The 24,733-nt window shown below is 60.7% G+C and carries 23 protein-coding genes, 1 pseudogene and 1 riboswitch; of the genes and pseudogenes, 9 read left to right on the top strand and 15 right to left on the bottom strand.

The features are described 5' to 3' along the window. Nucleotides 1-449 precede the first annotated feature (449 nt). Nucleotides 450-663, top strand: a riboswitch (cobalamin riboswitch). 106 nt (nucleotides 664-769) lie between these two features. The 4 genes from C8264_RS02715 (at nucleotide 770) to C8264_RS02700 (ending at nucleotide 4,558) form a co-directional block, all read left to right on the top strand. Further along, nucleotides 770-1,597 carry an ABC transporter ATP-binding protein gene (locus C8264_RS02715; protein WP_245892905.1) on the top strand — a complete coding sequence of 276 codons (828 nt, stop codon included), beginning with the start codon at nucleotides 770-772 and terminating at the stop codon, nucleotides 1,595-1,597. Nucleotides 1,598-1,607: 10 nt separating this feature from the next. Beyond that, complete coding sequence (locus C8264_RS02710; RefSeq protein WP_108459383.1) at nucleotides 1,608-2,555, top strand: ABC transporter substrate-binding protein; 948 nt, start codon at nucleotides 1,608-1,610, stop codon at nucleotides 2,553-2,555. Nucleotides 2,556-2,591: 36 nt separating this feature from the next. Next, entirely contained in the window at nucleotides 2,592-3,653 is a 1,062-nt protein-coding gene (locus C8264_RS02705; protein ID WP_108459382.1) for a FecCD family ABC transporter permease, read from the top strand. A 128-nt stretch (nucleotides 3,654-3,781) separates the two neighbouring features. After that, nucleotides 3,782-4,558, top strand: coding sequence for an EF-hand domain-containing protein (locus C8264_RS02700; RefSeq protein WP_108459381.1), 777 nt, complete (start codon nucleotides 3,782-3,784; stop codon nucleotides 4,556-4,558). Nucleotides 4,559-4,632: 74 nt separating this feature from the next. Here C8264_RS02700 and C8264_RS02695 read toward each other — a convergent pair whose 3' ends face one another. After that, nucleotides 4,633-5,334, bottom strand: coding sequence for a glutathione S-transferase (locus C8264_RS02695; RefSeq protein ID WP_108459507.1), 702 nt, complete (start codon nucleotides 5,332-5,334; stop codon nucleotides 4,633-4,635). Between the two features lie 272 nt (nucleotides 5,335-5,606). Between C8264_RS02695 and C8264_RS02690 the strand changes: the two genes are divergently transcribed. From C8264_RS02690 to C8264_RS02680, 3 genes are all read left to right on the top strand, one after another. Beyond that, the gene (locus C8264_RS02690; protein ID WP_108459380.1) at nucleotides 5,607-5,822 is read left to right on the top strand and encodes a hypothetical protein; all 216 of its coding nucleotides are present in this window, start codon (nucleotides 5,607-5,609) and stop codon (nucleotides 5,820-5,822) included. A 239-nt stretch (nucleotides 5,823-6,061) separates the two neighbouring features. Further along, complete coding sequence (locus tag C8264_RS02685; protein WP_245892904.1) at nucleotides 6,062-7,174, top strand: transporter substrate-binding domain-containing protein; 1,113 nt, start codon at nucleotides 6,062-6,064, stop codon at nucleotides 7,172-7,174. Between the two features lie 123 nt (nucleotides 7,175-7,297). Beyond that, nucleotides 7,298-7,822, top strand: coding sequence for a hypothetical protein (locus tag C8264_RS02680; protein WP_108459379.1), 525 nt, complete (start codon nucleotides 7,298-7,300; stop codon nucleotides 7,820-7,822). Between the two features lie 34 nt (nucleotides 7,823-7,856). Here C8264_RS02680 and phnE (C8264_RS02675) read toward each other — a convergent pair whose 3' ends face one another. From phnE (C8264_RS02675) to phnF, 12 genes are read right to left on the bottom strand one after another with little or no spacing between them, the layout of a single operon-like run. Further along, a complete protein-coding gene (gene phnE, locus C8264_RS02675; RefSeq protein WP_108459378.1) occupies nucleotides 7,857-8,687 on the bottom strand; it encodes a phosphonate ABC transporter, permease protein PhnE in 831 nt (276 codons plus the stop codon). Nucleotides 8,688-8,690: 3 nt separating this feature from the next. Further along, on the bottom strand, nucleotides 8,691-9,602 hold the full coding sequence (phnE, locus tag C8264_RS02670; protein WP_108459377.1) for a phosphonate ABC transporter, permease protein PhnE: 912 nt from the start codon (nucleotides 9,600-9,602) through the stop codon (nucleotides 8,691-8,693). A 56-nt stretch (nucleotides 9,603-9,658) separates the two neighbouring features. Next, nucleotides 9,659-10,579 carry a phosphonate ABC transporter substrate-binding protein gene (gene phnD / locus C8264_RS02665; RefSeq protein WP_108459376.1) on the bottom strand — a complete coding sequence of 307 codons (921 nt, stop codon included), beginning with the start codon at nucleotides 10,577-10,579 and terminating at the stop codon, nucleotides 9,659-9,661. Nucleotides 10,580-10,611: 32 nt separating this feature from the next. Continuing rightward, on the bottom strand, nucleotides 10,612-11,427 hold the full coding sequence (phnC, locus tag C8264_RS02660) for a phosphonate ABC transporter ATP-binding protein (RefSeq protein ID WP_108459375.1): 816 nt from the start codon (nucleotides 11,425-11,427) through the stop codon (nucleotides 10,612-10,614). 53 nt (nucleotides 11,428-11,480) lie between these two features. Then, entirely contained in the window at nucleotides 11,481-12,680 is a 1,200-nt protein-coding gene (locus tag C8264_RS02655) for an alpha-D-ribose 1-methylphosphonate 5-triphosphate diphosphatase (protein ID WP_108459374.1), read from the bottom strand. Next, on the bottom strand, nucleotides 12,667-13,401 hold the full coding sequence (locus C8264_RS02650; protein WP_205245597.1) for a phosphonate C-P lyase system protein PhnL: 735 nt from the start codon (nucleotides 13,399-13,401) through the stop codon (nucleotides 12,667-12,669). Before C8264_RS02650 ends, C8264_RS02655 begins: the two co-directional genes overlap by 14 nt. A 10-nt stretch (nucleotides 13,402-13,411) precedes the next feature. Then, a complete protein-coding gene (locus C8264_RS02645; RefSeq protein ID WP_108459373.1) occupies nucleotides 13,412-14,233 on the bottom strand; it encodes an ATP-binding cassette domain-containing protein in 822 nt (273 codons plus the stop codon). After that, complete coding sequence (locus tag C8264_RS02640; protein WP_108459372.1) at nucleotides 14,230-15,144, bottom strand: alpha-D-ribose 1-methylphosphonate 5-phosphate C-P-lyase PhnJ; 915 nt, start codon at nucleotides 15,142-15,144, stop codon at nucleotides 14,230-14,232. The genes C8264_RS02645 and C8264_RS02640 overlap by 4 nt, the downstream gene beginning before the upstream one ends. Then, complete coding sequence (locus C8264_RS02635; RefSeq protein WP_108459371.1) at nucleotides 15,141-16,226, bottom strand: carbon-phosphorus lyase complex subunit PhnI; 1,086 nt, start codon at nucleotides 16,224-16,226, stop codon at nucleotides 15,141-15,143. Before C8264_RS02635 ends, C8264_RS02640 begins: the two co-directional genes overlap by 4 nt. After that, nucleotides 16,226-16,765, bottom strand: a complete 540-nt coding sequence (phnH, locus tag C8264_RS02630) for a phosphonate C-P lyase system protein PhnH (RefSeq protein WP_108459370.1) — start codon at nucleotides 16,763-16,765, stop codon at nucleotides 16,226-16,228. The genes C8264_RS02635 and phnH overlap by 1 nt, the downstream gene beginning before the upstream one ends. Continuing rightward, a complete protein-coding gene (locus C8264_RS02625; protein ID WP_108459369.1) occupies nucleotides 16,765-17,208 on the bottom strand; it encodes a phosphonate C-P lyase system protein PhnG in 444 nt (147 codons plus the stop codon). Before C8264_RS02625 ends, phnH begins: the two co-directional genes overlap by 1 nt. Continuing rightward, nucleotides 17,201-17,956 carry a phosphonate metabolism transcriptional regulator PhnF gene (phnF, locus tag C8264_RS02620; protein ID WP_108459368.1) on the bottom strand — a complete coding sequence of 252 codons (756 nt, stop codon included), beginning with the start codon at nucleotides 17,954-17,956 and terminating at the stop codon, nucleotides 17,201-17,203. The genes C8264_RS02625 and phnF overlap by 8 nt, the downstream gene beginning before the upstream one ends. Before the next feature lie 138 nt (nucleotides 17,957-18,094). Here phnF and C8264_RS02615 point away from each other — a divergent pair. Then, nucleotides 18,095-18,622: pseudogene (locus C8264_RS02615) on the top strand (DUF6886 family protein). Nucleotides 18,623-18,675: 53 nt separating this feature from the next. On the opposite strand, the gene C8264_RS02610 reads toward C8264_RS02615, so the two are convergent. Further along, nucleotides 18,676-20,661, bottom strand: coding sequence for a PhoX family protein (locus tag C8264_RS02610; RefSeq protein WP_108459367.1), 1,986 nt, complete (start codon nucleotides 20,659-20,661; stop codon nucleotides 18,676-18,678). Nucleotides 20,662-21,082: 421 nt separating this feature from the next. On the opposite strand from C8264_RS02610, the gene C8264_RS02605 reads away from it, so the two are divergent. Next, nucleotides 21,083-22,306 carry a metallochaperone AztD gene (locus C8264_RS02605; RefSeq protein WP_108459366.1) on the top strand — a complete coding sequence of 408 codons (1,224 nt, stop codon included), beginning with the start codon at nucleotides 21,083-21,085 and terminating at the stop codon, nucleotides 22,304-22,306. Nucleotides 22,307-22,485: 179 nt separating this feature from the next. On the opposite strand, the gene C8264_RS02600 is transcribed toward C8264_RS02605, so the two are convergent. Next, nucleotides 22,486-24,699 carry a methyl-accepting chemotaxis protein gene (locus C8264_RS02600; RefSeq protein WP_108459365.1) on the bottom strand — a complete coding sequence of 738 codons (2,214 nt, stop codon included), beginning with the start codon at nucleotides 24,697-24,699 and terminating at the stop codon, nucleotides 22,486-22,488. Between the last annotated feature and the right edge of the window lie 34 nt (nucleotides 24,700-24,733).

Here is a 24,733-nt window from a genome sequence, read left to right as displayed (position 1 = left end):
CATTCACCGGGCTGCGGATGAGTGAGGTACGGTAGAGTGAACGGCGAGTATGTGGATCAGGGGGTCGGTTTCGTCATCATAGCATCAGCATCATCGATCAAGGGTTTGGTCCTGCTGGTAAACATTCGAGTTCCATAATATATATTATGCGAATGAATGATATACCCGCAGAAGGTGGTGCTGTCACATAGCAAGGATGTCGCCTCCTCTCCTTCGTCGAGCCACGGATGGCGCTTACGGATGGCATTGGTCTGATGAGCGAACATGAAGCTCAACGTGTTGAACTGCTATCGCTTGCCCTCCACGCGCCAGGCGATCGGCGACTCCCGCCACCACTCGGCAATCAGCCGCCGCCGCATGCTTGTAGCTCCCCGCAAGACGATCTCCGTTCCGAGCTGGTGGTTCGTACTGCGTCACATCCGGGCATTGACATCATCCCATTCATCAAGCCCTATGGCGCCGTCGTAGGTTCCTCGGCGGCTGTCAGCCAACGGGGATTAAAAGGGAACACGGTGCGACGTACCCATCAGGGCGCAAAACCGTGACTGCCCCCGCAACTGTGAGCGGATAGCTCCTTCGAGATGCCACTGGCCGAAAGGCTGGGAAGGTTCGAAGGCGCGATGACCCGCAAGTCAGGAGACCTGCCATCGACCCTCTTTTCAACCCGGCCGGGGTGTGCCGCGGGGACCGATGATGGCGCTTGACGACAATACCAAAAAGCTGTGCCTCACGCCGCCCGCAATGCGCCCGCCATATGCGGAGCGCCCTGGTGAACCACGTCCAACTCGCTGATCATCGCTCCCATCACGTCAAAGGCTCCGCGCGTCCGGCCGCCCTCCAGGTCGAGAGGCTGAACTGGGGTCCATCGGGCGCGACACGGCTGTTGCACGACATTTCGTTCAGCGTTGCTCCGGGCGAAATGCTTGCTGTGGTTGGCCCGAACGGCGCTGGCAAGTCGTCGCTGCTGCGCTGCCTCTATCGCTTTCACCGGCCGACCGGCGGAACGGTCACACTCGATGGCGCGGATATCTGGTCAATGAAGCCGCGCGACTGCGCCCGGCGGATCGCCACCGTGCTGCAGGAGCCAGCGACCGATTTCGGGCTGACAGTTTCCGAAATCATCGAGCTGGGCCTGACGCCTCATCTCGGCCGCTTCGGCAAGGCCGACCTCGGCGAGGTCGCGGCGGCATTGGCCCTGATGGACCTCACCAGGTTCGCCGCCCGCGATTTCGCAACGCTATCTGGCGGAGAAAAGCAGCGGGTGATGATCGCCCGCGCTTTGCTGCAAAAGCCCGACCTGCTCATTCTCGACGAACCTACTAACCACCTCGATATCCGTCACCAGCTTGAAGTGCTCGAGCTTTTGTCCGGGCTCGAGGCCACGATCATCGTTTCGCTGCATGATCTGGCGCTGGCCTGCGCTCATGCCGACCGCGTGCTGGTGCTCGACCATGGCCATCAGGTGCAACTGGGCGCACCGCTGGAAGTGCTGACGCCACCGGCCATACGCCAGACCTTTGCGGTGGGCGCCGCCATCGACGCCCACCCGACGACTGGCCGCCCCCGCTTTTCCTTCCATCTTGACGATCAATCCTGAGGAGTCCTCCGTGCGTCCCGCATTCGCCTTTCTCGTGCCTGCCCTATTGGCCGCCACCAGCGCTGCAGCGCAGGCTTATCCGGTGACCGTCGCAAGCTGTAATCGCGACGTAACTTTCAAGGAGCCCCCTGCCCGGGCCGTCTCCAACGACGTCAATCTCACCGAGATGATGCTGGCCCTTGGCCTGAGCGACCGCATGGTGGGATATACCGGCGTTTCCGAGTGGAAGACGCTGGACGAAACGCTGCGCGCCAATGTCGAGCAACTGCCCGAACTATCGCCCGACTATCCCACAAAGGAAGTGCTGCTCGGCGCCGATGCGGACTTCTATTTTGCCGGCTGGAACTACGGCATGAAGGTGGGCGGCGAGGTTACGCCGGAGACGCTGAGCCAGTTCGACATTGCCGTCTATGAGCTGACCGAAAGCTGCATCCACATCATGGAGCGGCCCAGATCCTCGATGGACGACATGTATGTCGACCTGCTCAATCTCGGCAAGATCTTTGACGTGGAGGGCGAGGCCGAAGCGCTGATCGCCGGCTACAAGCAGGAACTGGCTGAATTCGCCGCGTCCCTTCCAGCCAGTGAAACGCCGCCCAAGGTGTTCGTTTATGACTCGGGCGAAGGCAATCCGTTCACAGCCGGTCGTTTTGCCATTCCCACGGCTCTGATCGAGGCCGCGGGCGGCACCAACATCATGGACGATTTGGCCTCAAGCTGGGCCGAAATCGGCTGGGAGCCGGTCATCGAGCGCAATCCCGATGTCATCCTCATCGTCAATTACGGCAATGTCACCGCCGAGCAGAAGATCGAGTTCATGAAGGGCAATCCCGCGTTCAAGGACATTCCGGCGGTCCGGAATGACCGGTTTGTCGTGCTGGAATATGTCGAGGCCACGCCTGGACCGCGCAACATCGCCGCGATCAAGCGGCTGGCCGCAGCGTTCCATCAACAATGATAAGGAGGCCGGTCATCCAGGCTGGCCTTGTCCTCCATGTCCCACAAGCACCTCGTCGCTGGCCCCCGCCATCTCATCCTGCACAATTTGCCGCTGCTTGCGGCGGCTCTCGTGGCGCTGCTCTTTTGCGTCATGCTCGCGGGCGTCAGCGTCGGCTCGATCGGCATTCCGGTGGATGTGGTCTGGAGTATCATCCTCAACCATCTGGCCCCAGGAAGCGTCGAGGTGACCTGGTCATCGGGCCGGGACAATATCGTGTGGGAGGTGCGCCTGCCCCGGGTTGTCCTGGGGGCGATCATTGGCGCGAGCCTCGCGCTGGTCGGTGCGGCGCTGCAATCGATAACGCGCAACCAGTTGGCCGATCCACACCTGCTTGGCATTTCCTCGGGCGCGGCGCTCGGCGCCATCGTTGTGCTGCTCCACACCGGCATGTTCCTGGGCCTTGTCACCGTGCCGCTGTTTGCCTTCGGTGGAGCGCTCATCACCACGGCTATCGTCGTGGGCGTCGCCAATCTCTCCAGCGCCACCGATGCTAGCCGGCTTGTGCTGACGGGCGTTGCCGTGTCGTTTGTCGTGACATCGCTGGGCAGCATGGGGATTTTTCTTGGCGATCCGCGCGCCGCCCATACCGTCATATTCTGGATGCTCGGGGGCCTGGGCCTGTCGCAATGGGTGCAACTCCCCTACCCTCTGCTGGCGCTGGCCGGCTGCGGTGCCTTCCTCATGGCCAATGCGCGCAACTTCAACGCCATGACGCTGGGCGATGAATCTGCCACCACACTGGGCATTCCGGCCCAGCGTTTCCGCATGACGGTTTTTGTCGCCTGCGCATTGCTGACCGGCGCTGCAGTCGCCTTCTCCGGCATCGTTTCCTTTGTCGGGTTGATGGTCCCGCATCTGGTAAGGATGGTGGTGGGTGGCGACTACCGTCGCGTATTGCCGCTATCGGCTCTGGTCGGGGCCAATTTCCTGGTGCTGGCCGACATTGCGGCGCGCGTGATTATTCCACCGCAGGACATTCCGCTGGGCATCATCACCGGACTGGTCGGCGGCGTGTTCTTCCTCCTCCTGATGCGGCGCAAAAGGCCACCTGCGTAGGCAATAATTGCCGTCGAGGAATCGCCTCTACTAGCCCACGCCTCTGAGGGCCGCTCGATTTCCGCCGTTTCATCTCCCCGGCCCACTGGCATGTTGCTTGCATCATTCCCGTCAAGTGAGGGCACGCGATGACCAATGCGGTGGTTTCGAGCATTACGTTTCAGACGGGTTTGTTGGAGCGGCTGTTCCAGCGACTGGATCAAGACCAAAGTCAGTTCGTAGGCGCGGAGGAACTGGCCGGCGTATTGACAGGTGGCGATGCCGCACAAAGAGCACGTCAGATTGTGGTCTCACACGATCAGGATCGCGACGGGCGACTCACCTTGGCGGAATTGGGCGCCGCCAAACTTGGGCCCGAAACCATGTCCAGTCTGCTATCGGTTCAGGAATTCAAGGCAGCGCCTCGCGCCGAGCGTGACGCAGACAATCGCACGGCCGTTGATGAGCTGTTTGCTCGCGCGGACCTCGACGGAGATGGCAAGCTCAGCCTCGAGGAATTCGATGCCGAGCGAACGGTGCAGTTTGCGCAGGCATTGGATCGCGGTGAGACTTCGCCGCAGCACATGTTCGGTGCATTGCGCGAAGCAGTCGAAGACGGGTTCCTTTCCAAAGACGAGATCATGGTCGGTCGCCGACTGATCGATGTCGCCGATCCTGTCGATCTGAATAATCCCGATCTCGATCCAGAACTGGCTGACCGGCTAAAGAGAGTCGAGCTGGCCATGTCCAGATTTTCAGAGCCTGGCGGCGAACCCAAAACGCCGACTGACACGGCAGCTGTTCTTGGGAACGCTGTTCGCAGTGCGGATTTTACTGAAGCGCTCATGATGAGGATGCTCCGACAGCTCGAACTGGGAACTGGCGAGCAGCAGTATGGACCTGGCGGCCTTAGTTTAACGCCGTGATTATCGGATGACTTGCGTGCTTGGCCGTCGCTTCGATAAGCAGGTCTTGTGTCTTGATCCAAACTATCCGACGGCTAAGCGTTCAGAACGGCTGCCATCGAGGCGCCGATCTCGCCTCCACAATAGGCGTCGCCATAATCCCGGTGGGCCCTGGCGGCAAGTTCGGCCAACGGCGGCAGAGCCGAGATTCGACGCGAAAGAGCCGCGGTCATGGGCGCAGTACCCTGAAGAACGGCGTCAACTTTGCTAAAGCGGTCGGCCAGGGTCGTCCACAGCGTTGCAGTAATGACGTCGGCAATGCCCGGCTGCTCTCCACCCAGCAAAAATCCAGTGTCACTCGATAAGCCGTGCCGTTTGCCGGTCTCCTCCCACAGCGTCATCCACTTTTCGAGGCGTGATATGTATTCCTGCCAGCGGGTCTCCGTCCACATGTCACGGCCGCCATTCAAGCTCATCTCGTCGATGACGTCATTGGCGTCGTTGACAATCTTGAAGGTCAGCGCCCGCAAAGGCGGACTGGCTGGTAACAGGTTGAGCGTCTCGCCCAGATACAGCACGATGGCAGGCATCTCGGCGATTGCGAAATCAGCTTTTTTGTCGATCAGGACTGGCGGCCCCATGAACGGAACCGGCATGGCACTCACCGGCCCGCTCATCAGTTTCGAGATCGAGCTATCATTGGTTTCAGTCCAGCTCCGTCCCGCGAATGCAAGAACGGCACGGACGAACTGTCCGCGAAACGGCACCGACCAATATATGAGTTCGTAGTCAGACAAGAAGCCGTTCTCCAGTTCGTTGCGCAGGCAGGCCCAACGGCCAAACAACCAAGCCGTTCCTGATCCCCTCTCGCTACTCAGCTAAGGTCGAGGCTGGCGCATCCGAGAATTCTTACTCCGTCCCCTGCCTCTCCGTTTCCAGGATGAAACAGCCCACTCGATGGAACAACGAGCGGGGTCGCAGGCAGCGGCTGCGGGGACGGCGGAAGCCTGGCGCCTATGGACACTGCTTGCCGCCCCATGTTTGATAGACGTCATCGCAGGAGTGACCCATGACAGATGATACTAATCTCACGCCCGGCGGCGAAATGAATGATGCACCATCGGTCACCGTCGAAATCAGATCCGACGCCGAGGGTCATTGGATTGACTGGACCAAGAACGACGAGAAAGGCTCGCTCGGCCCCTACCAGGACGCAGAGATGGCTGAAAATGTCCGCGCCGCCAAAGAGCTTGAGCTCACGCACAACGACAAGTCGATAGACTAGGCGCGAGCCTAAACACTTGGGTTCCGGCATAGCAATCGGGCTCGCGCTTGGAACAGCCTTCGGACTGACGGTGCTGACAATTTGGCAGTCGGCGTTGCCGCCGGTCTCGGCGCTGGCGTCGCTCTTGGAGCGTTTCTACAGGGTAAGCGCTGATCGGGCGTAGGCGATACTGAATGCATGCCTCCGGAAAGGACAGTCTTCCAAGCGATACCGCAATGACAAGGATCCGCGCCGCACTTATGACCTTCGCTACCCTACGCATTTCATTGTTCGTGTTTCTTGGTGTCCTTTTGACCCCGATGGGCTCGGTCAGTGCTCAGGATACCCCGACTTCCGATCCTGCCACTGCTGCCCAGCCGCTCTCTGTCGGCGTCTACGTGCACCCTCCCTTCGTCATGAAGGCCGATGGTGGTTTTCAGGGCATGGCCATCGATCTGTGGCAATGGCTGGCCACTCAGCTCGAACTCGAGAGCGAATATGTCGAGTTCAGCAATGTCGGCGAATTGGTCAATGCCACAGCATCGGGAGAAGTCGATGTGGCCCTCACCAATATGACGGTCACCAAGGAGCGCGCCGAGCAAATCGATTTCACGCACCCCTGGTTCGATGCCGGTCAGCGAATAATGGTCAATGAAGATGCTGGCGGCGGTTTCTCGGATCTCGTTGCCGGGCTCAGTGAATCGGGCCATTTGCGCGCCTATGCCTGGATCGCCATCGTAATTGTCATCGCCACCATCCTCGTTACGCTGTTCGATCGTCATTTCGACAAGGATTTCCCTCGCCGCTGGCGCGACGGTCTTGCCGAAGGGTTCTACACGGTCATGTCGGTTGCCACCTCGGGCAAACCTCCGGCGCGCAGGAACCTGTTCGGCTGGCTGGGCCGGTTCTGGCAGGGCCTGTGGCTTGTATGCGGAATTGCCGTGCTAGCCTATGTTACCTCCTCGGTGACCAGCGTCATGACGACCTTGTCCCTGACCAACCAGATTAACACCGTCGCTGACCTGCCCGGCCGCCCCGTCGGGGTTCAGCCGGGAAGCGTGTCGGAGGAATACGCACGGCAGGCTGGCCTCAACATCCGCCCATTCGAGCACATTGACGAGGCCGTGGAAGCCCTCACCAATGGAAGGATCGACGCGATCATCGGCGATGCACCGGTACTCGAATATTATGCCCATACCAACCCGCAACGGGCTGTCACCGTGGTCGGACCGATCTTCGCGCCGGACAAATATGCTCTGGGCCTTACGCGCCAGAACGAGCTGACACGTCCACTCACCGTCGAATTGATCGGCGCGCATGAAAGTGGGCTGATCGAGGACCTCCGGACGCAGTATTTCGGTAGTGATCCGTAGCTATCTGCCGCCCGTCTGCATTAACTCAGCATAGAAGACAGGCATTGTCTGAAGGATAGAACGGAATGAAAATGGGCACTTCAGTCGCCGGTCCATGGGCGCCAAACCTGGAAAGCTGTTGAGATGAAACGCCTGCTGAGCTGCTTCCTGATAGTCATTACCCTGGCAACCGCCGCCTACGGGCAGGCTGCAAAGCCGTTCGAGAGCATGAGCATCGAAGAGCTGCAGGAGCAGGCTCGGGATTTGCATCCATCTGCCCTCTATGTGCTGGCAGCACGCTTGCTCTCTCAAGGGCGAGGACAGGCGGCTGCCAACTGGATGTATGCCGGCCAGCTCCGCTATCGCTTCCTGCTTGAAGTCAAAGGCGCCAATGGCAGTGATGACGGGATCCTGTTCAGCGCGCTCAGCGAACAGGTCGGCCGTCCGGTCAACGAATATATCGCTGGTGATGTCGACGAGTGGCTTGCCGCAATGGATTGGGCGCTGGAGTGGGATGCTGCCAATTGTAACGGCACCACATCCAAGACCGATCATGCCGCCGAGTTGGCCAAGACGCGCAGCGGCCTTGAGAAGCTACGGGCATCGATCGAGGAGCGGCGCGATATCATTCCGCAGGAGCGCCTCGCCAACGGCCTGGAAAACCGCTGAGGAACTGCCCGCCGGGGGCAAGCAAACCTACCGGCTACACCAGCTTTGCCCTGATCCGGCGAGACAAATTGTCGATCACCGATACTGTGAAGAGGATCAGAAGGATAATGAATGCAGCCTCTTGCCAGTTGTTGATACGCATCCGGTCCGAGAGTTGCAGGCCAACGCCACCGGCACCCACGATGCCCAATATGGTGGCTGAACGCACATTGGATTCGAAAAAATAGAGGACATGGCTGATCATCACCGGGAAGACCTGTGGCAAGACGCCTAGGCGCATGACATGCAGCCCGCCACCGCCTGAGGCGCGGACGCCCTCGACCGGCTTCTTGTCCACATTCTCGATAGCCTCGGCAAAGAGTTTGCCCAGGACCATCATGTCTCCCACGGCAATGGCAAGCACGCCGGCGAAAGGACCAAGACCCACTGCCGAGACGAAGATCAGGGCCCAGACAAGACCGTCGACGCCGCGGAAGGCGTCGAAGAACCGTCGCAGACCGAAGTGGAAAAGCCAGTTGGGCACCATGTTCTTGGCGCCCAGGAAACCTAGCGGCAGTGCCACCACGGCTGCGATTGCCGTGCCGAGGAACGCCATGGCCAGTGTTTCGAGCATGGCGAGGCAATAGTCCCAAAGACCGTCGCCGGGCCAGGGTGGGATCATCAGCCCCACCAGCATGCCGAGCTTGCTGAGCCCGTTGACGATGCGCATGGGCGAAGCGTCGATCCACCAAAGACCAAAGACAAAGACGACAAGGAAAGCCGCCCATAGTCCGCCATCGCGCAGGCGCTCGGACAACGGCCGAGCGAATATCTCTGGGTTAGTCTGCTTGAGGCCGGCAATGTCAGCGTGACGGGCGATGGTCATGGCTCAGGCCTTCTGCGTTAGATCAGCGCCGATCAGGCGATGGCGAATTGTTTCGCAGATGATGTCGATCACGAAGGTGGTGAGGATCAACAGCAGCATTTTGGCTGAGATGTCGGTGTATTCGAATTGGCGAATGGCAACGTAGAGGTCCTGACCAATGCCCCCGGCTCCGACGATGCCGAGCGCCGAAGCACCGCGTACGTTGATTTCGAACCGCAGCAGCAGATAGCTGACATAGTTGGGAAGCGCCTGTGGGACGACGCCAAGGCGCATGATCATCGGCCAATTGCCGCCCGAGGCGCGTACGCCTTCGATTGGTCGTGGATCAGCATTTTCGTTGATCTCGGCAAACAATTTGCCGAGCGAACCGGCGGTGTGGACGGCGATTGCCAGCACCCCCGCGAATGGCCCAAGGCCGAACGCAAAAACGAAGATCAGCGCAAATACCAGTTCCGGCACGGTCCGGAAGAATTCAAGTGCGCGACGGGCGGCGAAGTAGATGCCCGTGTTCTCGACGAGATTGCGTGACGCCGGAAAACACAAGGCCAAGGCCAGAACGCCACCGAGTACCGTCCCGACAAATCCCATCAGGATCGTCTCGACTAGCAGCCGAAGCCAAAAGCGCAACCCCCAGTACCAGTCAGCCAGATCGCCGAAAAAATTCTCCAGCGTGAGCGTAGGCAGCGTGCCGGCGACATAGTTCCAGGCCATGGGGAGGCCCTCCACGAGGCCAGGCACGCTGAAGTCGCTAACCACAATGGATGCAACAAGAGCCGCCACGAACAGTGCCCCGTAAAGCAGGGTCCAGGCGCGGCGAGTGAATCGTTGCTGCCGGTAGCGGCCTTCAAAGGAGAGGAGACGCTCCTCCCGCGTCGTGGAAGACAGACGACCATTGCTGGAGATGAGAGTGGACATTGGCGCCCTCAGGAGCAAACCGGCACGTCTGGGACGTGCCGGCGGGAAAGAATTGGCTAATTGCCGTTCTTGCGGCGTTCCGCTGCGTTGAACTCGGTGATGGCGACCACATCGAGATAGTCTTCGTGCTTGGCTTCGACATAGCCGCTCGAGGTGCCATTGCTGTAGATCGCAAAACCTTCTGGGTCTTTTTCCGGGAAGGCCATCAGCGCGATCCTGAATGCCTCCTGCAGCTCCTGCGGCAGGGTGGTCAGCATCATGACCGGTGTGTTCGGGATAACGGGCGACTTCCAGATGATGCGGGTCGAACCGGCGGGGATCAGACCCTTCTTTTCCATGGTCTGTATGTTGCCGGCTTCTTCGTTCCGCCAGTGAGTTGCGACAGCCTCGAAAGTGCCATTGACCAGCGCCATGACGCTTTGCTCATGGCCACCAGAGAAGGCGACTTCGCTGAAATATTGGTCGGCCGAAGTGTTGAGCTCAGTCGACAGGTAATAGGAAGGAACCGCGTAGCCCGACGTCGAGTTCGGATCGGCGAAGGCGAAGGACCGGCCCTTGATATCCTCGAGACTCTGATAGGCACTATCGGCGCGCACAGCGATCACCGAGTAGTAGCCAAGGTTGCCTTCGTTATCGAGCGTCACGGCAACGGGAGCAATGTCTTCGCCCATGACCTTGCGGGCAAGGGCATAGGCGGCCGGACCCACGGAAGCAAACTGCACATGGCCCGACCGCATGGCCTCGATGACAGCGGCGTAGTCGGTGCCCCGAACAATCTTCACCGGCACGCCAAGTTCACGGCTGAGATAGTCGGCATAGGGCTGGGTGCGGGCAATAGCATCGGTTTCGTTCTCGCCCGAGGAGATGCCGATGGTCAGTTCGGGATATTCCGATTTCCATTCCTGGGCCAGGACCGGCGAAACGAGGGCGAGCGAAACCAGCGCAGCCGCAAGGCTGCGACGCGTCAAGGTGAACATTGATGTAGCTCCGAGTTTGGGAAAGGAGCGGCCTAGTGGGCCGCCTCCAGCTGTCGTCCTGCCGGACTGGTTGCAGCCATGGTCGAGGTCAGGTTCTCGTCCACTGCTGTTTCGGTATCGTCACCATAGATCTCCTGGATCACGGCGCCTGTGAGCTGCTCCGGCGTGCCGTCAAAGACGACGCGCCCTTGCGCCATGCCCACGATCCGGTCGCAATAGGCGCGCGCGGCATCGAGCGTGTGGAGATTGGTGATGACGGTGATCTTGTCCTGGCGGTTGATGGCGCGCAGCGCATCCATCACCAGGCGCGCATTGCGCGGGTCGAGCGAGGCAATCGGCTCGTCTGCAAGAATGAGGCTCGGCTTCTGCATCAGGGCCCGCGCTATGGCGACGCGCTGCTGCTGCCCTCCCGAAAGGGTGTCGGCCCGCTGCAGCGCCTGAGAGAGAAGGTCCAGCCGGTCGAGCGCCAGAGCGGCACTGGCACGATCGCCTTCCGGAAAGCGCTTGAACATGATCGGCAAGGTCGACGCCGTGCCGATGCGGCCGATCATGACATTGGTGAGCACGTCGAGGCGGTTCACCAGGTTGAACTGCTGGAAAATCATGGCGCAGCGCGCTCGCCAGGCACGCAACGCCTTGCCTTCGAGAGCCCCTACATCCAGATCGCCAAAGGTGATCCGGCCTTCGCCTGCACTTGCCAGCCGGTTGATCAGGCGCAGCAGCGTCGATTTTCCAGCGCCGGATCGTCCTATCACACCGACCATCTGGCCGGGCGCGAAGGACAGAGACACATTGTTGACTGCAATCGTGTCGCCGAAGCGCTTCGTGACTTTCCTCAGTTCCAGCATGACGCAACCTGCGAGTTTCGATGCTTGAACCCTAATTGGCTTCAATGACACGATTAACTCATTCGAATGACATCCTCGTGACGTGTTCCGATCGGCGCAAAGGCAAGCGTGCCGTCGGAATATACAATGTGGCCGCGCGATAGCGTGGCATGGACGCGGCCAACGCCTGCGTCGCTGGCAATCAGCAGATCCGCACGAAGACCCGCACGAATTTGGCCACGGTCTTCAAGTCCGAGCGCACGCGCCGGATTGAGCGTGGTTAGGCGCGTGGCCCCGGCAAGACCATCGGGATCACTCTTGGCCAGCACCAGCACGGCCGGCAGCATGGCGCTCGGGTGGTAATCTGCCGCAAGCAGATCAAGCACGCCGGCCTCGTGCGCTTCGCGCGCCGAAAGATTGCCCGAATAGGACTGACCACGCAGCGCATTTGGCGCGCCCATGGCATTAAGCATGCCGCGCTGGTGGGCTTCTCGGGCCGCTTCCAATGTCACCGGAAACTCGCTGATATTGGCGCCGAGCTGGTCCATCAACTCAACCTTTTCAACCGTGTCATCGTCATGGCTCGCGACCGGCACGCCGTGCAGCGCGCAATATTGGGTAATGGCGCGCAACGTGACGGTCATATCGCCGGCTGTTTCCTTGCGGTCGCGAATGCGCTGCTGCAATTGCTCGACCGCCGCCTCGATCGGAATTCCTTTGTTCTTGGAAATGTTGGCGGCCTGTAAATCCAGGTTCCGGTATTGCCCCTGCCCCGGCGTGTGATCGCAAAGCGACACCAGATCTACCGATCCTTCGCCCACCAGTTCCTTGACCACCGACAAGGCTGCGGGAAAGGTGACCTCAAAACGGGCATGCACACGATGGTCGATCAACAGGTTCGGCCGCGCGGCGGCAACGGCGCGGATCATTTCGCTGGTGACGTCATAAGATCGCATGTGGCCGTAGGTCGAACCGGGTGCGAAAGAGAGCGAGGCATAAGCGGTGGTAATGCCGCTCGTCGCCAATTTCATGTCGAGGTCGCGAAGTCCCATCTCCATGGGCATGCGCACGCCAGGACGTGGCTCGACTTCGCGCTCGATCATATCGCCATGCATGTCGATCATGCCCGGCATCAATAGAAGGCCATTGCCCTCGACGTCAGCATTGGCAACCGCCGTTTCGCTGACTTCGACGATCACGCCGTCTTCGATGCGCAGGGCACCGCGTTCGACGACGCGGTCTGCAAGAACGATACGGAAATTAGACAGCCACATGGTCTTCTCGCTCGCTGTGGTCGCTGACCACCCTGGTGTTGAGGTTGATTTCGCGGTCGATCAATTGCGCCACGTCGCCGGGATGGTGGAAGACACCGACAATCGCGACCCCCTGCCCCTTTAGATCGGCAAGGCGCCGTACCAGGGCCGCTCGGGCTCCCACATCGAGAGAAGCCGTGGGCTCATCGAGCAACAGCAGGCGTTGCGGCAGGATCAATGCGCGGGCCAGGTTGACCTTTTGCTGCTCGCCACCCGAAAATGTGCTGGGATACGCACGCCATAATTCCGGACGCACGCCGAACTGATCGAGCCAGTGCCGTGCCTGATCCAGCGCTTCGGCCTGCCCGGCACCGGCGAGGCGCAGAGGCTCGGCGACGATGTCCTGCGCGGCAACCCGCGGGCGCGCATTGAGGAACTGGGTAACAAAGCCTATCTCCTCGCGGCGCAGCAGCGCAATGTCCACATCGGCGGCGGTCGCGAGATCGATATCGCCAAGTTGCGAGCGGTACCACAGATGGCCCCCTACCGGCAGATAGCTGCGCCAGATGGTGCGTAGCAGCGTCGATTTGCCCGCGCCATTGTGGCCGCGCAGCAGCAGGAATTCGCCCTCATGCAGATCGAAGCTGACGCCTTCGAAAGCATGAAGCATGCTGTCGAGGTGATACATGCGGAACGTCTTGGTCAGACCCTCGACGCGGAGCAGTGGAGTGGATGCGCTCATGGTCTGCTCCCTAGAGTTTGGCGTGAACGAGTTGCTGAGTATAGGGATGCTGCGGGTCCTGGAACACCTGGTCGGCCAGCCCCTGCTCCACCACCTCGCCATGCCGCATCACCATGACGCGGTCGGCCATTGTGCGGATGACACCCAAATCATGGCTGACGAGAACCATGGTGATCTTGCGGTCGCGCTGCAGGCGCTTCAGCGTATCGAGCACCAGCGCCTGCACCGAAACGTCGAGTCCGGTGGTCGGCTCGTCCAGCAGCAGGAGAGCCGGTTCCAGCGCAATGGCCTTGGCCAATTGCACGCGCTGCTGCATGCCGCCCGACAATTCGATCGGCCGAGCATCCATGCGCGAGAGCGGGAACTCGGAAGCATCAAGCGCTTCGCGTGCCTTGGCGCGAAGCACGTCGAAGCTGCGCTCGCCAGCGATGAGCAGGCGCTCGGCGACATTGCCGCTCGAGCTATGGCGCATCAGCAGGCCAAGATGGGGGTTCTGATAGACGATCCCGATGTGACGTGCGCAGAGCATGCGGCGGTCATAGCGGCCGAGATCGAAGAGATTGCCATCGTCCCGCTGTGGCAAACGCAGGCGGTAGTCGCCGCTCTCGGGCGTGTCCTCCAGGTTCATCATGCGCAACAGCGTCGACTTGCCCGAGCCGCTTTCGCCCACAATGCCCATGACCTCGCCCGAATAAACCACGGCATCGACGTGACGCAGGGCGCGCACATCGCCATAGGTTTTGGATATATCGCGCATGGCGAGCAGCGGTTCGGCCCGCATCAGGCGGGGCGCAGCACGGTCGAGCGCCGGAAGACCCAGATCGAGGCTCATGCCGAAAACTCCCCATTGCGGTACCAGGTCTTGCCGATTTCGGCCGGCGCGCCTTCCGCCTGCCGGATGGCCTTGATCCCCAGATTGCTGTCGGACACTTCAAAGGCCGAACCGCCGCCATCGATGGGCAACTCGTTCATGAAAAAGCCCGACACGTTGGACCGCCGGCAGGTGAGATCGGCATGGTCTTCCACGCGATAGGGGCGATCGGAAAACACCAGCGGCTCCACCCGGGTAAAGGGAGGCACCGCGAAGAGCCGCTTTTCCCGTCCGGCCGAAAGAAAGGTCAGGTGCCTGGCCATGTTGAGCTTGGGCACGTCCCAGCGCGGAATGGGTGACGGTGTCATCACATGCCTGCCATTGACCATAGAAGGATAAGCCGCGCCCTGCATGATCCGGCCCTTGCGCACGATCTGCTCATAGAGCGTTAGCCAGAGCTTGCCGTAGTCGGCGTCCGCATGCATCTGCCGGGCGACGGAAATATTGGGCTCCACCCCACGCAGCGGCTCGGGATTGGGCACTTGCAGGACGAGCACCTGATCCTCGCCCATCACCTCCTCCGGGACGCGGTGGCGGGATTGGACGATCGAGGCGGCCAGAGTGTCCCAGGTTTCGCTTGCTCCCGAAACGCGGCTGATGAAGCGGCGGATCGAAGCGGCGTTGACACCGTCGTCGGCGCCCTGATCGATCACCTTGACGCTCGAGTTCGGGTTGACTAGCGTCAGCGTCACCTGCAGTCCGCCGGTTCCCCAGCCGCGTGCCATGGGCACTTCGCGGCTGGCATAGGGCATCTGGCAGCCGGGCACGGAGATGGCCTTGAGCATCTTGCGCCTCAGTTCACGCTTCGCCGAAGCATCGAGAAAGCCATAGCTGGTCGCAGCCCAGGGCTTGGTAAGAGAAGCAAGGCTCATTCTGCGGGCTCCGTCTGGCGCGTTTCGACCGGTGTTATATCTGCCGCAGCTTTCGTCGCCTTGGCGTCGCGCATGGCATCCAGCACGGACTGGAAGGTGACATAGTGCGGCAGCTTGAAGTGAATGCAGAAGCCCGAGGCTTCCACGCTTTCGGTATGGTAGAGGTAGAATTCTTCATGCACCGCCGAGCCGACCGGCGCTTCGGCCGAGTTGAGGTCGAGCGTTGCGGCGGCGATGACCTTGACTTCGTTCCAGCCGAAGGTCGCGGCAAAACCGAGTTCGAGATAGCCGCCCTTTTCTTTGGACGTCACCTCGGCCTGGCTGACCCGCACGCGGCCGGCGGAGAATTCCGTCCCCCGCGGGTGGCGCACTACGACTTCGGCTTCGCCGAGACGCAGTTCGTTGACGGTGGGATGGGCATTGCCATAGCCGCGCATGGCCGAGTAACCGAGCGCCAGAACGCCCCCCGTCTCCGCGCGCGCCAGGCTTTGAAGGCGGTGCGCCCTTGAGGCTGGAAACAGCAATGGTTCACGCGTAAAATCCGGAATGTCTTCCGGCGCCACTGCGTTGACATTGACCGGCGCGACGAGACCCTGCTGGCGCTGCCAGTTGGCGAGCGATGGCTGGCGGGATGGTGCTGGCCTTGCCGCTGCGTCCACCGCCGGGGGTGTGAAAGGCTTGCCTTCGAGCACATCAGTCGCCAGCACACGATGCGAATAGTCCAGGGTTGGCCCCAAAATCTGGCCACCGGGAATATCCTTGAATGCTGCGGAGATGCGGCGCTGCGTTAGTAACTCGTCCTGCTGCACCGGCCGGGCAATGGCGATGCGCGGCTGCGTCGTGCGCCAAGCACGCAACACCAGCACCGCCTCGGAAAGCTCGCCACCGGTCTGCGCCAGCGCTAGCGCGGCCAGTTCCTCGCTATAGAGCGAGGCTTCGCCCATCACGCGGTCGATGAGATAGGGCATGGTCTTTTGAATGGATTCCACGCGCGCGGCGTCGATTGCCCCCAGATCTTGCCGGAACAGCCGTTCGGCCTGTTCGATGGCCCGTTCGCCACCGCGGGTTGCGACATAGGCCATCAGAGCACCTCTACTTGGGTCGAGCGCGGAATACCGATGACCGAGCGGCCATCGACAAGAAGCATGTCGAAACCTTCCGGGTAGGCGCAAAGTATGGCGCGCATTGCCCAGAAGGCCGGCGATACAGCAAGGGTTAGGGCCACGGTGCCATCGACGCCCGGACCGGAAAGCCGTACGCGCTGTCCTCGCCCGTGCTGCACCATCGCCACCAAGGTCGCGCCATCGTCGGGGTAAAGCGCGCTGCCACAACGAAGGCGTTCTAGCTGCGTCTCCGCTCCCTCCAACGAGGTAAGAAACACATGGTCAGCGCTGCCGACATCATCCGTCACGAGCGCGGCGGTCGCCGCCGCATGAGCTCGCAATCCGGGCTCGTCGGCAAAAACGCTGCATTCGAGATCGACCAGCGTGTCGATGATTGCAGCAAGGCCAGCCTCGGGCATTTCGCGGCTGTCGCCGGGCCGGGCCAGTGCCCACATCAACGCTTCGAAGGTCGCGTTGGCACGCAGTTCGGGAAGATCGGGCGGAGCAATTGTCAGCATCAGAATGTCTCCATCTCGACGCGCGTCGCTTCCACCTGCCGCATGCGCAACTCGTCCGCGGCGGCAAGATGAGCTCGCTCATCCGAAAGAAAACGGGTGGTGGCCAGGTCTTCGCCCCGGGCAGCCATGTGGAGGTCCACGACGGCCATGGCCATGGCCCGCTCGAGATCGCGACCGATCACCATGCCGTAGCCGACACAGCCGGCGCCGTCGGCGATCTGCGCCTCGCTGACCAGCACTTCGCCAAGGTGAAAGTCGACATTCTCGACCGTGTCGCGCATCGGCAGCATGACGAGCCCCGTGCGATTGGTGACCACGGAGATATCGCCCAGATTTTCGAGAAGAGTTTCTGCCAACGGCTTCAGCCGCTCGGGCCGCGCCCGGGCCAGGATATCGAGCGCTGCGGCATGGTTAGGCCCGCCCGCAGGGGTGTCGTTATACATCGCTGTCTCTTTTGGTCGTCATGACGGTGGGCTGGTCGGTTTCGAAGGTGAACTGCACACGATCGCCGGCCCATACGGCCTCGGAAAAACCAATCGGACGCCCGCCGAGTTCGGCGTCGATCTTTTGCACCACCAGTACGGATTGGCCGGCTCGCAGCATCAGCATGCCGGCCTCGCTTTCCGAAGCTATGCGCGTGAAGACCGTGGTGCGCAGCCGGCGATAGTCGGTGATGCCATAGGTGCGGTATATTTCGGTGATCGAGCCGATCGTGCGCCGCCGTTCCTGCAGATCTGGAAAGCGTTCCGCGTCGTGATAGCCCCACCCCATGCTGATTGGCAGGTCATTGGCAAAACCGCGCCAGGAGCGGGCAAACACGGGCGCATCCACCTCGATCTGCAAAGCCGCCGCCACGCGTGCACTGGCCTGTGTCTTCATCTCGGCCAGCGTCTCGCCCGAGGCGGTGAGCCCCTGCGACATCAGGTTCTCGCGAAAGCGCGTACGTGAACCAATGACATAGTTGAGCAGCGGCGCGCGCTCCACAAACGTGCCGCGCCCATGCTCGACCCGCAACTTGCCTTCTGCCACAAGTGCCGCCAGCGCCTTGCGCAACGAGTGTCGCCGCGTGCCATAAAGCACGCACAGCTCCGGCTCGGAGGGCAGCCTGGTATCAGGCGCCAGGCGGCCGGAGGTAATCTCGACATCTATACGGTCCCGGGTTTCCGCCCAGGTCAAACCTTGACTTCGCATTGATCCAACTCATTCGAATGAATGCGTTGTACCGGGCGTCAATGACATGCACGTGACGGCGAACGGGATTCACGGCAGGAGTTGAGCCAGACCGGTTTTTGGGACTATCAACGTCCAGCCCGGCCGGGATCGTTTATCATGCGCCTATACCATTTCAGCGATGATCCGGAGATCGCTGCGTTCATCCCCCGCCCTGTGCGCGTGCCTTCGCAGCGCATTGCGGGCATGGAGTGGCTGAACGGACCCTTGGTTTGGGCGATCGAGGAAGATTGAGACTTCCTCTATCATTTTCCGCGCGAGTGCCCTCGCATATTGATCTGGTCTACCGATCGAACAAGCGCCGCAGACGCGGCCAAGTGGCTGGGACCGCATCGCGCAGCAGCCTATGTCGAGCGCAGATGGCTTCGGAACTGCGCGGACGCCGTCCTGCATCGCTACGAACTGTCACCCGAAGGCTTCGAGAACTTGAGCGATGCGGGGATGTGGGTCAGTCGCTCACCCGTCACGCCCCTGAACTGCGTCACACTCTCTGCCCTGCCCGCGACATTCGCCCCGCGTGGTGTCGATTTGCGGGTGGTCGACAGCCTCGTACCACTCCGCGGGCTATGGGCCACCAGCCTCCACGCCAGCGGCATCAGACTGCGAAATGCCACCGGCTGGAGCTAGGATCAGGACCTGCAAAAAATCGGGGCGGACTGTTCGATCCGCCCCCGGTTTTGTTAAACGGCGATTTTGCCGCCACCCTGCTTGGTGATTACGACCACTGACGGCCGTACGGGCATGTCAGGATTGAAGTCTGGCCAGCGGGTGGAGAGGTCCTCGTAATACGATACCCGGCCGAAACCTTCCCAATCGTCGCCGCCATCAGCCGGATGCTGCACGGCCACAAAGGCAGTTTCGTCATCTGGCGTGAACAGCGGACCACACATTTCACCGCCAACCGGTACGCGGAAGAACAGCTTGGAGGTCGCCCGGGCGTCCCCTTCCGTATCGACGGCCCACAGGCCATCGGTCCGGCCGGTATCCGACGGATTGTTGCCGTCGGTGGATACCCAGAGACGCCCCATCGAATCGACGGCCGCGTTGTCGGGCATGCCGAACCAGCCGTTTTCCGTGGTGGCGCTCGAGAAGGTGGCACCCACCTCGGCGATCGAAGGGTCGCCGCACTTGAGCATCACTTCCCAAGTGCCGGTCGTCGCGGCGAAGTCGCCGTCAGTTTCGGCAATTTCGATGATGTGGCCAAAGGCGTTCTCGGCTGTCGGGTTGGCCGCGTCCACCTGCTCGGCAGTGCGTCGCGTATTGTTGGTCAACATGACGTAGACCTTGCCGTTGACGCCATTGGGCTGAATGTCTTCGGGGCGATCCATCTTGGTTGCGCCCAGCAAGTCAGCAGCGCGACGGGTTTCGATCACGATATCGGCCTGCGATTGAAAGCCGTTCTCGGCCGTCAGCGGGCCCTCACCATGCAGCATCGGCATCCACTCCATGGAGCCATCTTCAGCGAACTTGGCGACAAAGAGCGTGCCTTCGTCCAGAAGGTCCATGTTGGCCGCGCGGTTTTCCGGGTCAAAGGTACCGGCCGTCACGAACTTGTAGACATAGTCGAAGCGCTCGTCGTCGCCGAGATAGAAGACAACGCGGCCATCCTTGTTGACGATGGACTCCGCGCCTTCATGCTTGAAACGGCCAAGCGCCGTGCGCTTCTTGGGAACCGAGTTGGGGTCCATGGCGTCGACTTCAACGATATAGCCGAAGCGGTTGGGTTCGTTTGGTTCCTTGGCGACGTCGAAGCGCTCGTAGAAATTGGCCCATTCATAGGAGCCTTCCGGAATGCCCAGGCGATCATAGTTCGCCGCTTCAGGATGGTCGCTGGCCAGTTCGCCGGAGAAGTAGCCGTGGATGTTCTCCTCAGCCATGATGTAGGTGCCCCAGGGTGTCACGCCCCCGGCACAATTGTTGATTGTACCAAACACCTTGGTGCCGGTCGGGTCGGCATTGGTCATAAGGCGTTTGTGCCCGGCAGCGGGACCGGTCAATTCCATTTCCGTGTTGACGGTGATGCGACGGTTCAGCGCCCCATCCTTGACCACCTGCCACTTGCCGTCGACCTTGCGGATTTCGACGATCGTGCCGCCATGAGCAGCCATCTCGACGTCCACCTGCTCCTTGCTGAGCGGGTTCATGGTCATCTCGCCTTCGGCCAGTGTCACCAGGCCCGGGAACATCAGGTGCGGATTGGTGTACTCGTGGTTGACCACCAGCAGGCCATGCTCGGACGAACCCTCAAGCGGGATATAGCCGACATAGTCATTGTTGTAGCCGAATTGACGCTCCTGCGCTGCAGCGGTTTGTGCAGTCGGATCGAACTCTGGCGCATCTGGGAAGAGGCCATCGCCCCAACGCAAGAGAATGTTGGCGTCGTAGCCTTCGGCCACGTGGTGCGTCTCGTCGATGCCGGCTTCAATCTCATCGAAGGAGAAGACCGATCCGGTCTCCTGCGCACGCGCCGGACGGGCGCTCAGCAGTGCCAGTGGGCTCACTGTGGCAGCAATAGCGGAGACGGCAAGCGAACCGGCCAGGAAGTTGCGGCGCGAAAAACGCGTGCTGATCAACTCGCCCATGGTCGGATTGGACGAGGTGTTGCGCGGTTCGGCATCAGCCGCCTCAAGCTGCGACGTCTTGAAAATCGGTGTTTGATCATTCATCGGAATTGCCCCTTCAACAGCAACGACCGGCTCCAGCTTGGAACCGTTCCAAACTCTTAGGGCTGCTCTTTGAAGCTTGGATGACAACACCGATGCAACGAGCATCGCAAATCGGTCTTGTCTTGCCATTTTCGTAATGTAATAACATGACGAACGACCGCACGCGAATCTCCCCCAAGGTTTCCTCACCCTGGGCACGGCCCCCTCACCCCACCGCACTGCATGACAAGAACCTTATGAAACTTGCTCTCAGCATCAACCCAGTTTGTTCTGTTATATCATTTGCGACGGTGCCCGCCGCACCCGAACTGAAGAAAAAGCTCGACGTCCTAGCGAGCTTCACCACCGCCGTTTCCCCCGACTAACCACCCCGATGCCCCAGGTCGCCAACCCGGCGCACCCATACCTCAAGGAGAACAAGTTGCAGAGACATCTAGCCTATACGACAGCCCTCGCGCTGATCATGTCAGGCGGCGCCCTCGCCCAGGAACATGCCGATGAGAACGGCGACATCACGCTCTATCGCGTCTTCGTTGGCGACCATGCCGACCCAACTGTCACCGCATTCGACCTCACCGCGCCAGACAACCGCTGGACTTTCGAGACAGCCGGCCAGAACAAGCTTTATGGCGTGGCTAACGGTGCGGCAGTGGCGGCCATCCAGTCAGACGATGATGCCGTTAACTTCTTCACCAGCGGCATTTCCTTGCATGCGCATGGCGATCACTCCGACATTGAAATAACCGAACCGGCTGCAATCGAGCAGACATTGACCGGCCCGAGGCCGTTTCACCTGATCGATCACGATGGCAAGGTGGCCATCAACTTTGACCAAGGCGGCTATGCCGAAATTATCGACGGTCACGAACTGTCGCATGGCGAACTGACGAGCACCCAACTCAAGCAGGCGCTGGCGCACCACGGCTATGTGGCTCCCATTGGCGATCTGTGGGTCACCAGCGTCGCCTCCGACGCACCGGTGGAAGGCGATGCAGCTCCGGGCCGCATCGGCTTGCAGGCAATCAATGCCGATGGCACGCCGGCCGGAGAGGTCGCGACCTGCACAGCCATACACGGCGAAGCCTTCTCCGGCGCTTACCTCGCAACCGGCTGTGACGAAGGCGTCTTGACCGTCACCGATGGCGCAGAGGGTCCAGAGATGGAAATGCTGGAATATCCCGCTGATCTACCTGCCGGTCAGAGCACTGGGACGCTCCTCGGCTCCAGGAGCATGCAGGTTTTCCTCGGCAATTATGGCGACGGCCTGGTCGTAATCGACCCTGTCGATGAGCCTCATTTCCGCTATGTCGAACTGCCGTTCCGTCGGGTGGATTTCGTACTCGATCCCGCGAAAGCCCGGTTCGCCTACGTGCTGACCGAAGACGGTTCACTGCACCAGTTCGATCTGCTCAAAGCCGAGATCACCAACAGCGCCAAGGTGACCGAACCCTATTCCATGGACGGGCACTGGAACGATCCGCGTCCGCGTCTGGCCATGGCAGGCGATGAGATCGTCATGAGCGATCCCAATGCTGGCCTGGTTCGCCGCATTGCGACGGACACTTTGGAAGAAGTCGGCACGATCGATGTCGAGGGCAAGCCGTACAATATTGCCGTCGTCGGCGGCAGCGGGGTCGACCACTAAGCAGCGAGCCATGACTAGGCCGAAACAATCGTCGATGAGAAGCTTAGGCGCTAAGGGCAATTAATCAGCTTTTTTTTGCCATCTGTGCTCGGCCGGTCCGGCCGAGCATTTTTTGCATCCGACTTACAGGGCAATCGTCACTTGATTCCCTCGGGCAAGGAACACCAGCGATAAGAGCTTCAGGCAGCTCGCCGTGAATTGCTCGAGCCCGCTCCTGACCGACCAACGACAAACGACCTGACTACGCCATCAAGCTCGGACGCCTGACCTCCGGTCTGAGCTAGGGCAGTATTTAGCTGTTCGACCAGGGCAGCATTACGCTGGGTCATGTCATCGAGCGTGCCGATTGCTTCGCCCGCTTCTTCAATGGCGACCGCCTGTTCGCTGCTGGCGATGGCGATGCGCTGCATCATGGCGTTGCTGCTCTTCAGCGCCACCTGAATTTCGAGCAAGCTGGCTGTGGCATCGGAGACTAGACGAGTTCCGTTGGTGACCTCGCGGGCACTGGTTTCGATCAACCCCTTGATCTCAGCTGAGGCCTCGGCCGCTGACTGGGCCAGACGGCGCACTTCGATGGCAACGACGGCAAAGCCCTTTCCTGCCTCTCCTGCGCGCGCCGCTTCCACGGAAGCATTGAGGGCGAGAAGGTTGGTCTGGAAGGCTATATCGTCGATCAGCCCGATGACGTTGGAGATTTTCGCGGAAGCCCCGTTAATGCGCTGCATGGCGGAGTTGGCGTCACTCATCACCGAACCGCCCCGCTCCACCATCTGCGCCACCGATTTGGAATTGGCATTGGCATGCTGCGCCTGATTGGCATTTTCCTGCACCGTCCGGGACAGCTGGTGCATGACGGTACTGGTTTTCTCCACCGCCAACGCCTGGCGGGCAGTGCGATCGGCCAGATCGGTGGCGCCGGACAGGATTTCCTCGGTGGCGTATTTGAGCGAATGCGAGGTCAGGCGCAGATCCTCCATGATTTCGGAAAGCCGATCCGCCACGCCGTTTGTGCTGAGCTTGAGGGTAGCAAACGCGCCCTCATAGTCCCCCGTTACGCGCTGCGTGAGATCGGAGGCAGCCACGGCCGCGAGGACCGACGAGGTTTCCGCGAGGCCGCGCTCGATCGTATGAAGCAATTGGTTGATGCTTTCCGCGACATGCACCAGTTCTGCCAGCGCAAAATCACTCGGCAGGCGGTGATCGAAATTGCCGCGCGCAGCGGCATGGGCGAGATTGCTCAACGCGCTTTGAAAACGATCGAACTCACTCTGGCGCCTGTGCTGGTTTGCCAACTCTTCGGCCTTGGCGAGCTGTTCGCCCTGCAACGCCAGGCCATTGGCTCCAAACACTTCCAGCGCACGGGCAATCTGTCCGAGTTCGTTGCTCGCATTGCTCTGCGGCAATGAAATCGAGAAGTCGCCGCCGGCCAATTGCTCCGTAGCGGAGGCCAGGCTTTTTATCGTCCGCGAAAGCCAACGCGCGACAAGAACTGCCAATGCACCACCGATCACGAGCGACGCGGAGCCGACGATAATCACCCATGCTTGCACAGCCGCCGAGTTGGCAGCGGCATATTGCTCGCTGTCAGCCTGGCGTGCGGTGTTGAGGTCGGATGCCGTATCGAAAGCTTGTTCGAGCGAAAGCTCTATACCCGCCAACTCCCCCAAAGAGGCCTGACGTGCGCTGGCGCGTGCAAACACCGACTGCACCTCGCTCGTGAAGACATCGAGGACAGCAAGAACGGAGTCGACGCTGGCCAGATCTTCGGTCTTGAAGAAGGTGGCACGAAGGCTGCCCAGTGCTTGCTGCGACAACTCGGCGGAAGCCATGGCTGCGGCTAGCTCATCATCACCCGGGCTCTTTATCATCTCGGTTACATCGAGACGGAGTTTGAGAAGGTTCTCCATCGCCAAGCCTGCCAGAGCCGCCGCCTTGGCATTGAGATTGGCAGACTGTGATGCCTGCTCGATCATTTTGCTCAAAGCCTGCGTGGCGGCAATGCCGGTATTTTCCAGTTCGCCGAGTTGAGCGGTCAACTCTGTCTCGAGCGCAATCAACGAGGTGGCTTCCACCTCATAGGCGGTGATGACTTCGGCCATGTCGCTGTCAGCACCAACCAGTCCGAGGTCAGCGAGGCTCTGTCTCACCAGGTCCGCTGTGTGTTCCTGCGGATCGGCAGCATAGTTGCGGAGGGCAAGGCGCGTGCTGGTCAGGTTAGCGGTCAGGGCGCGAACGCGCGTGGCGTCTTCCGTCGCAGTACGAAATCCGTCCAATGTGCCAGCGATGGTTTGCACCCCAGCGACTGCCAAAAGCGTGAGGATCACCATCAGGGCAATCATCACCGCAAAAGACACATAGATGCGACCGGCAATCGAAATTTTCGAAATGATCATGGCGTCCCCAAAAGCGCGTTCACATGCGGATAGG

It is taken from the genome of Devosia naphthalenivorans (assembly GCF_003056355.1).
GTDB classification, from domain to species: domain Bacteria; phylum Pseudomonadota; class Alphaproteobacteria; order Rhizobiales; family Devosiaceae; genus Devosia; species Devosia naphthalenivorans.
Note: the sequence above shows the minus strand (reverse complement) of the source record. Positions and strands in the feature narration are given on the sequence as shown.

What these genes read in the sequence shown, in the direction of transcription:
- C8264_RS02700 (WP_108459381.1), top strand. Translation starts at nt 3,782, where the DNA reads ATGACCAATGCGGTGGTTTCGAGCATTACGTTTCAGACGGGTTTGTTG.
- C8264_RS02635 (WP_108459371.1), bottom strand. Translation starts at nt 16,226, where the DNA reads ATGGCCTATGTCGCAACCCGCGGTGGCGAACGGGCCATCGAACAGGCC.
- phnC (WP_108459375.1), bottom strand. Translation starts at nt 11,427, where the DNA reads ATGCTGGAACTGAGGAAAGTCACGAAGCGCTTCGGCGACACGATTGCA.
- phnE (WP_108459377.1), bottom strand. Translation starts at nt 9,602, where the DNA reads ATGTCCACTCTCATCTCCAGCAATGGTCGTCTGTCTTCCACGACGCGG.
- C8264_RS02680 (WP_108459379.1), top strand. Translation starts at nt 7,298, where the DNA reads ATGAAACGCCTGCTGAGCTGCTTCCTGATAGTCATTACCCTGGCAACC.
- C8264_RS02690 (WP_108459380.1), top strand. Translation starts at nt 5,607, where the DNA reads ATGACAGATGATACTAATCTCACGCCCGGCGGCGAAATGAATGATGCA.
- C8264_RS02625 (WP_108459369.1), bottom strand. Translation starts at nt 17,208, where the DNA reads ATGTATAACGACACCCCTGCGGGCGGGCCTAACCATGCCGCAGCGCTC.
- C8264_RS02685 (WP_245892904.1), top strand. Translation starts at nt 6,062, where the DNA reads ATGACCTTCGCTACCCTACGCATTTCATTGTTCGTGTTTCTTGGTGTC.
- C8264_RS02705 (WP_108459382.1), top strand. Translation starts at nt 2,592, where the DNA reads ATGTCCCACAAGCACCTCGTCGCTGGCCCCCGCCATCTCATCCTGCAC.
- C8264_RS02610 (WP_108459367.1), bottom strand. Translation starts at nt 20,661, where the DNA reads ATGAATGATCAAACACCGATTTTCAAGACGTCGCAGCTTGAGGCGGCT.
- phnH (WP_108459370.1), bottom strand. Translation starts at nt 16,765, where the DNA reads ATGCTGACAATTGCTCCGCCCGATCTTCCCGAACTGCGTGCCAACGCG.
- C8264_RS02650 (WP_205245597.1), bottom strand. Translation starts at nt 13,401, where the DNA reads ATGAGCGCATCCACTCCACTGCTCCGCGTCGAGGGTCTGACCAAGACG.
- C8264_RS02640 (WP_108459372.1), bottom strand. Translation starts at nt 15,144, where the DNA reads ATGAGCCTTGCTTCTCTTACCAAGCCCTGGGCTGCGACCAGCTATGGC.
- phnF (WP_108459368.1), bottom strand. Translation starts at nt 17,956, where the DNA reads ATGCGAAGTCAAGGTTTGACCTGGGCGGAAACCCGGGACCGTATAGAT.
- C8264_RS02655 (WP_108459374.1), bottom strand. Translation starts at nt 12,680, where the DNA reads ATGTGGCTGTCTAATTTCCGTATCGTTCTTGCAGACCGCGTCGTCGAA.
- phnD (WP_108459376.1), bottom strand. Translation starts at nt 10,579, where the DNA reads ATGTTCACCTTGACGCGTCGCAGCCTTGCGGCTGCGCTGGTTTCGCTC.
- phnE (WP_108459378.1), bottom strand. Translation starts at nt 8,687, where the DNA reads ATGACCATCGCCCGTCACGCTGACATTGCCGGCCTCAAGCAGACTAAC.
- C8264_RS02600 (WP_108459365.1), bottom strand. Translation starts at nt 24,699, where the DNA reads ATGATCATTTCGAAAATTTCGATTGCCGGTCGCATCTATGTGTCTTTT.
- C8264_RS02645 (WP_108459373.1), bottom strand. Translation starts at nt 14,233, where the DNA reads ATGAGCCTCGATCTGGGTCTTCCGGCGCTCGACCGTGCTGCGCCCCGC.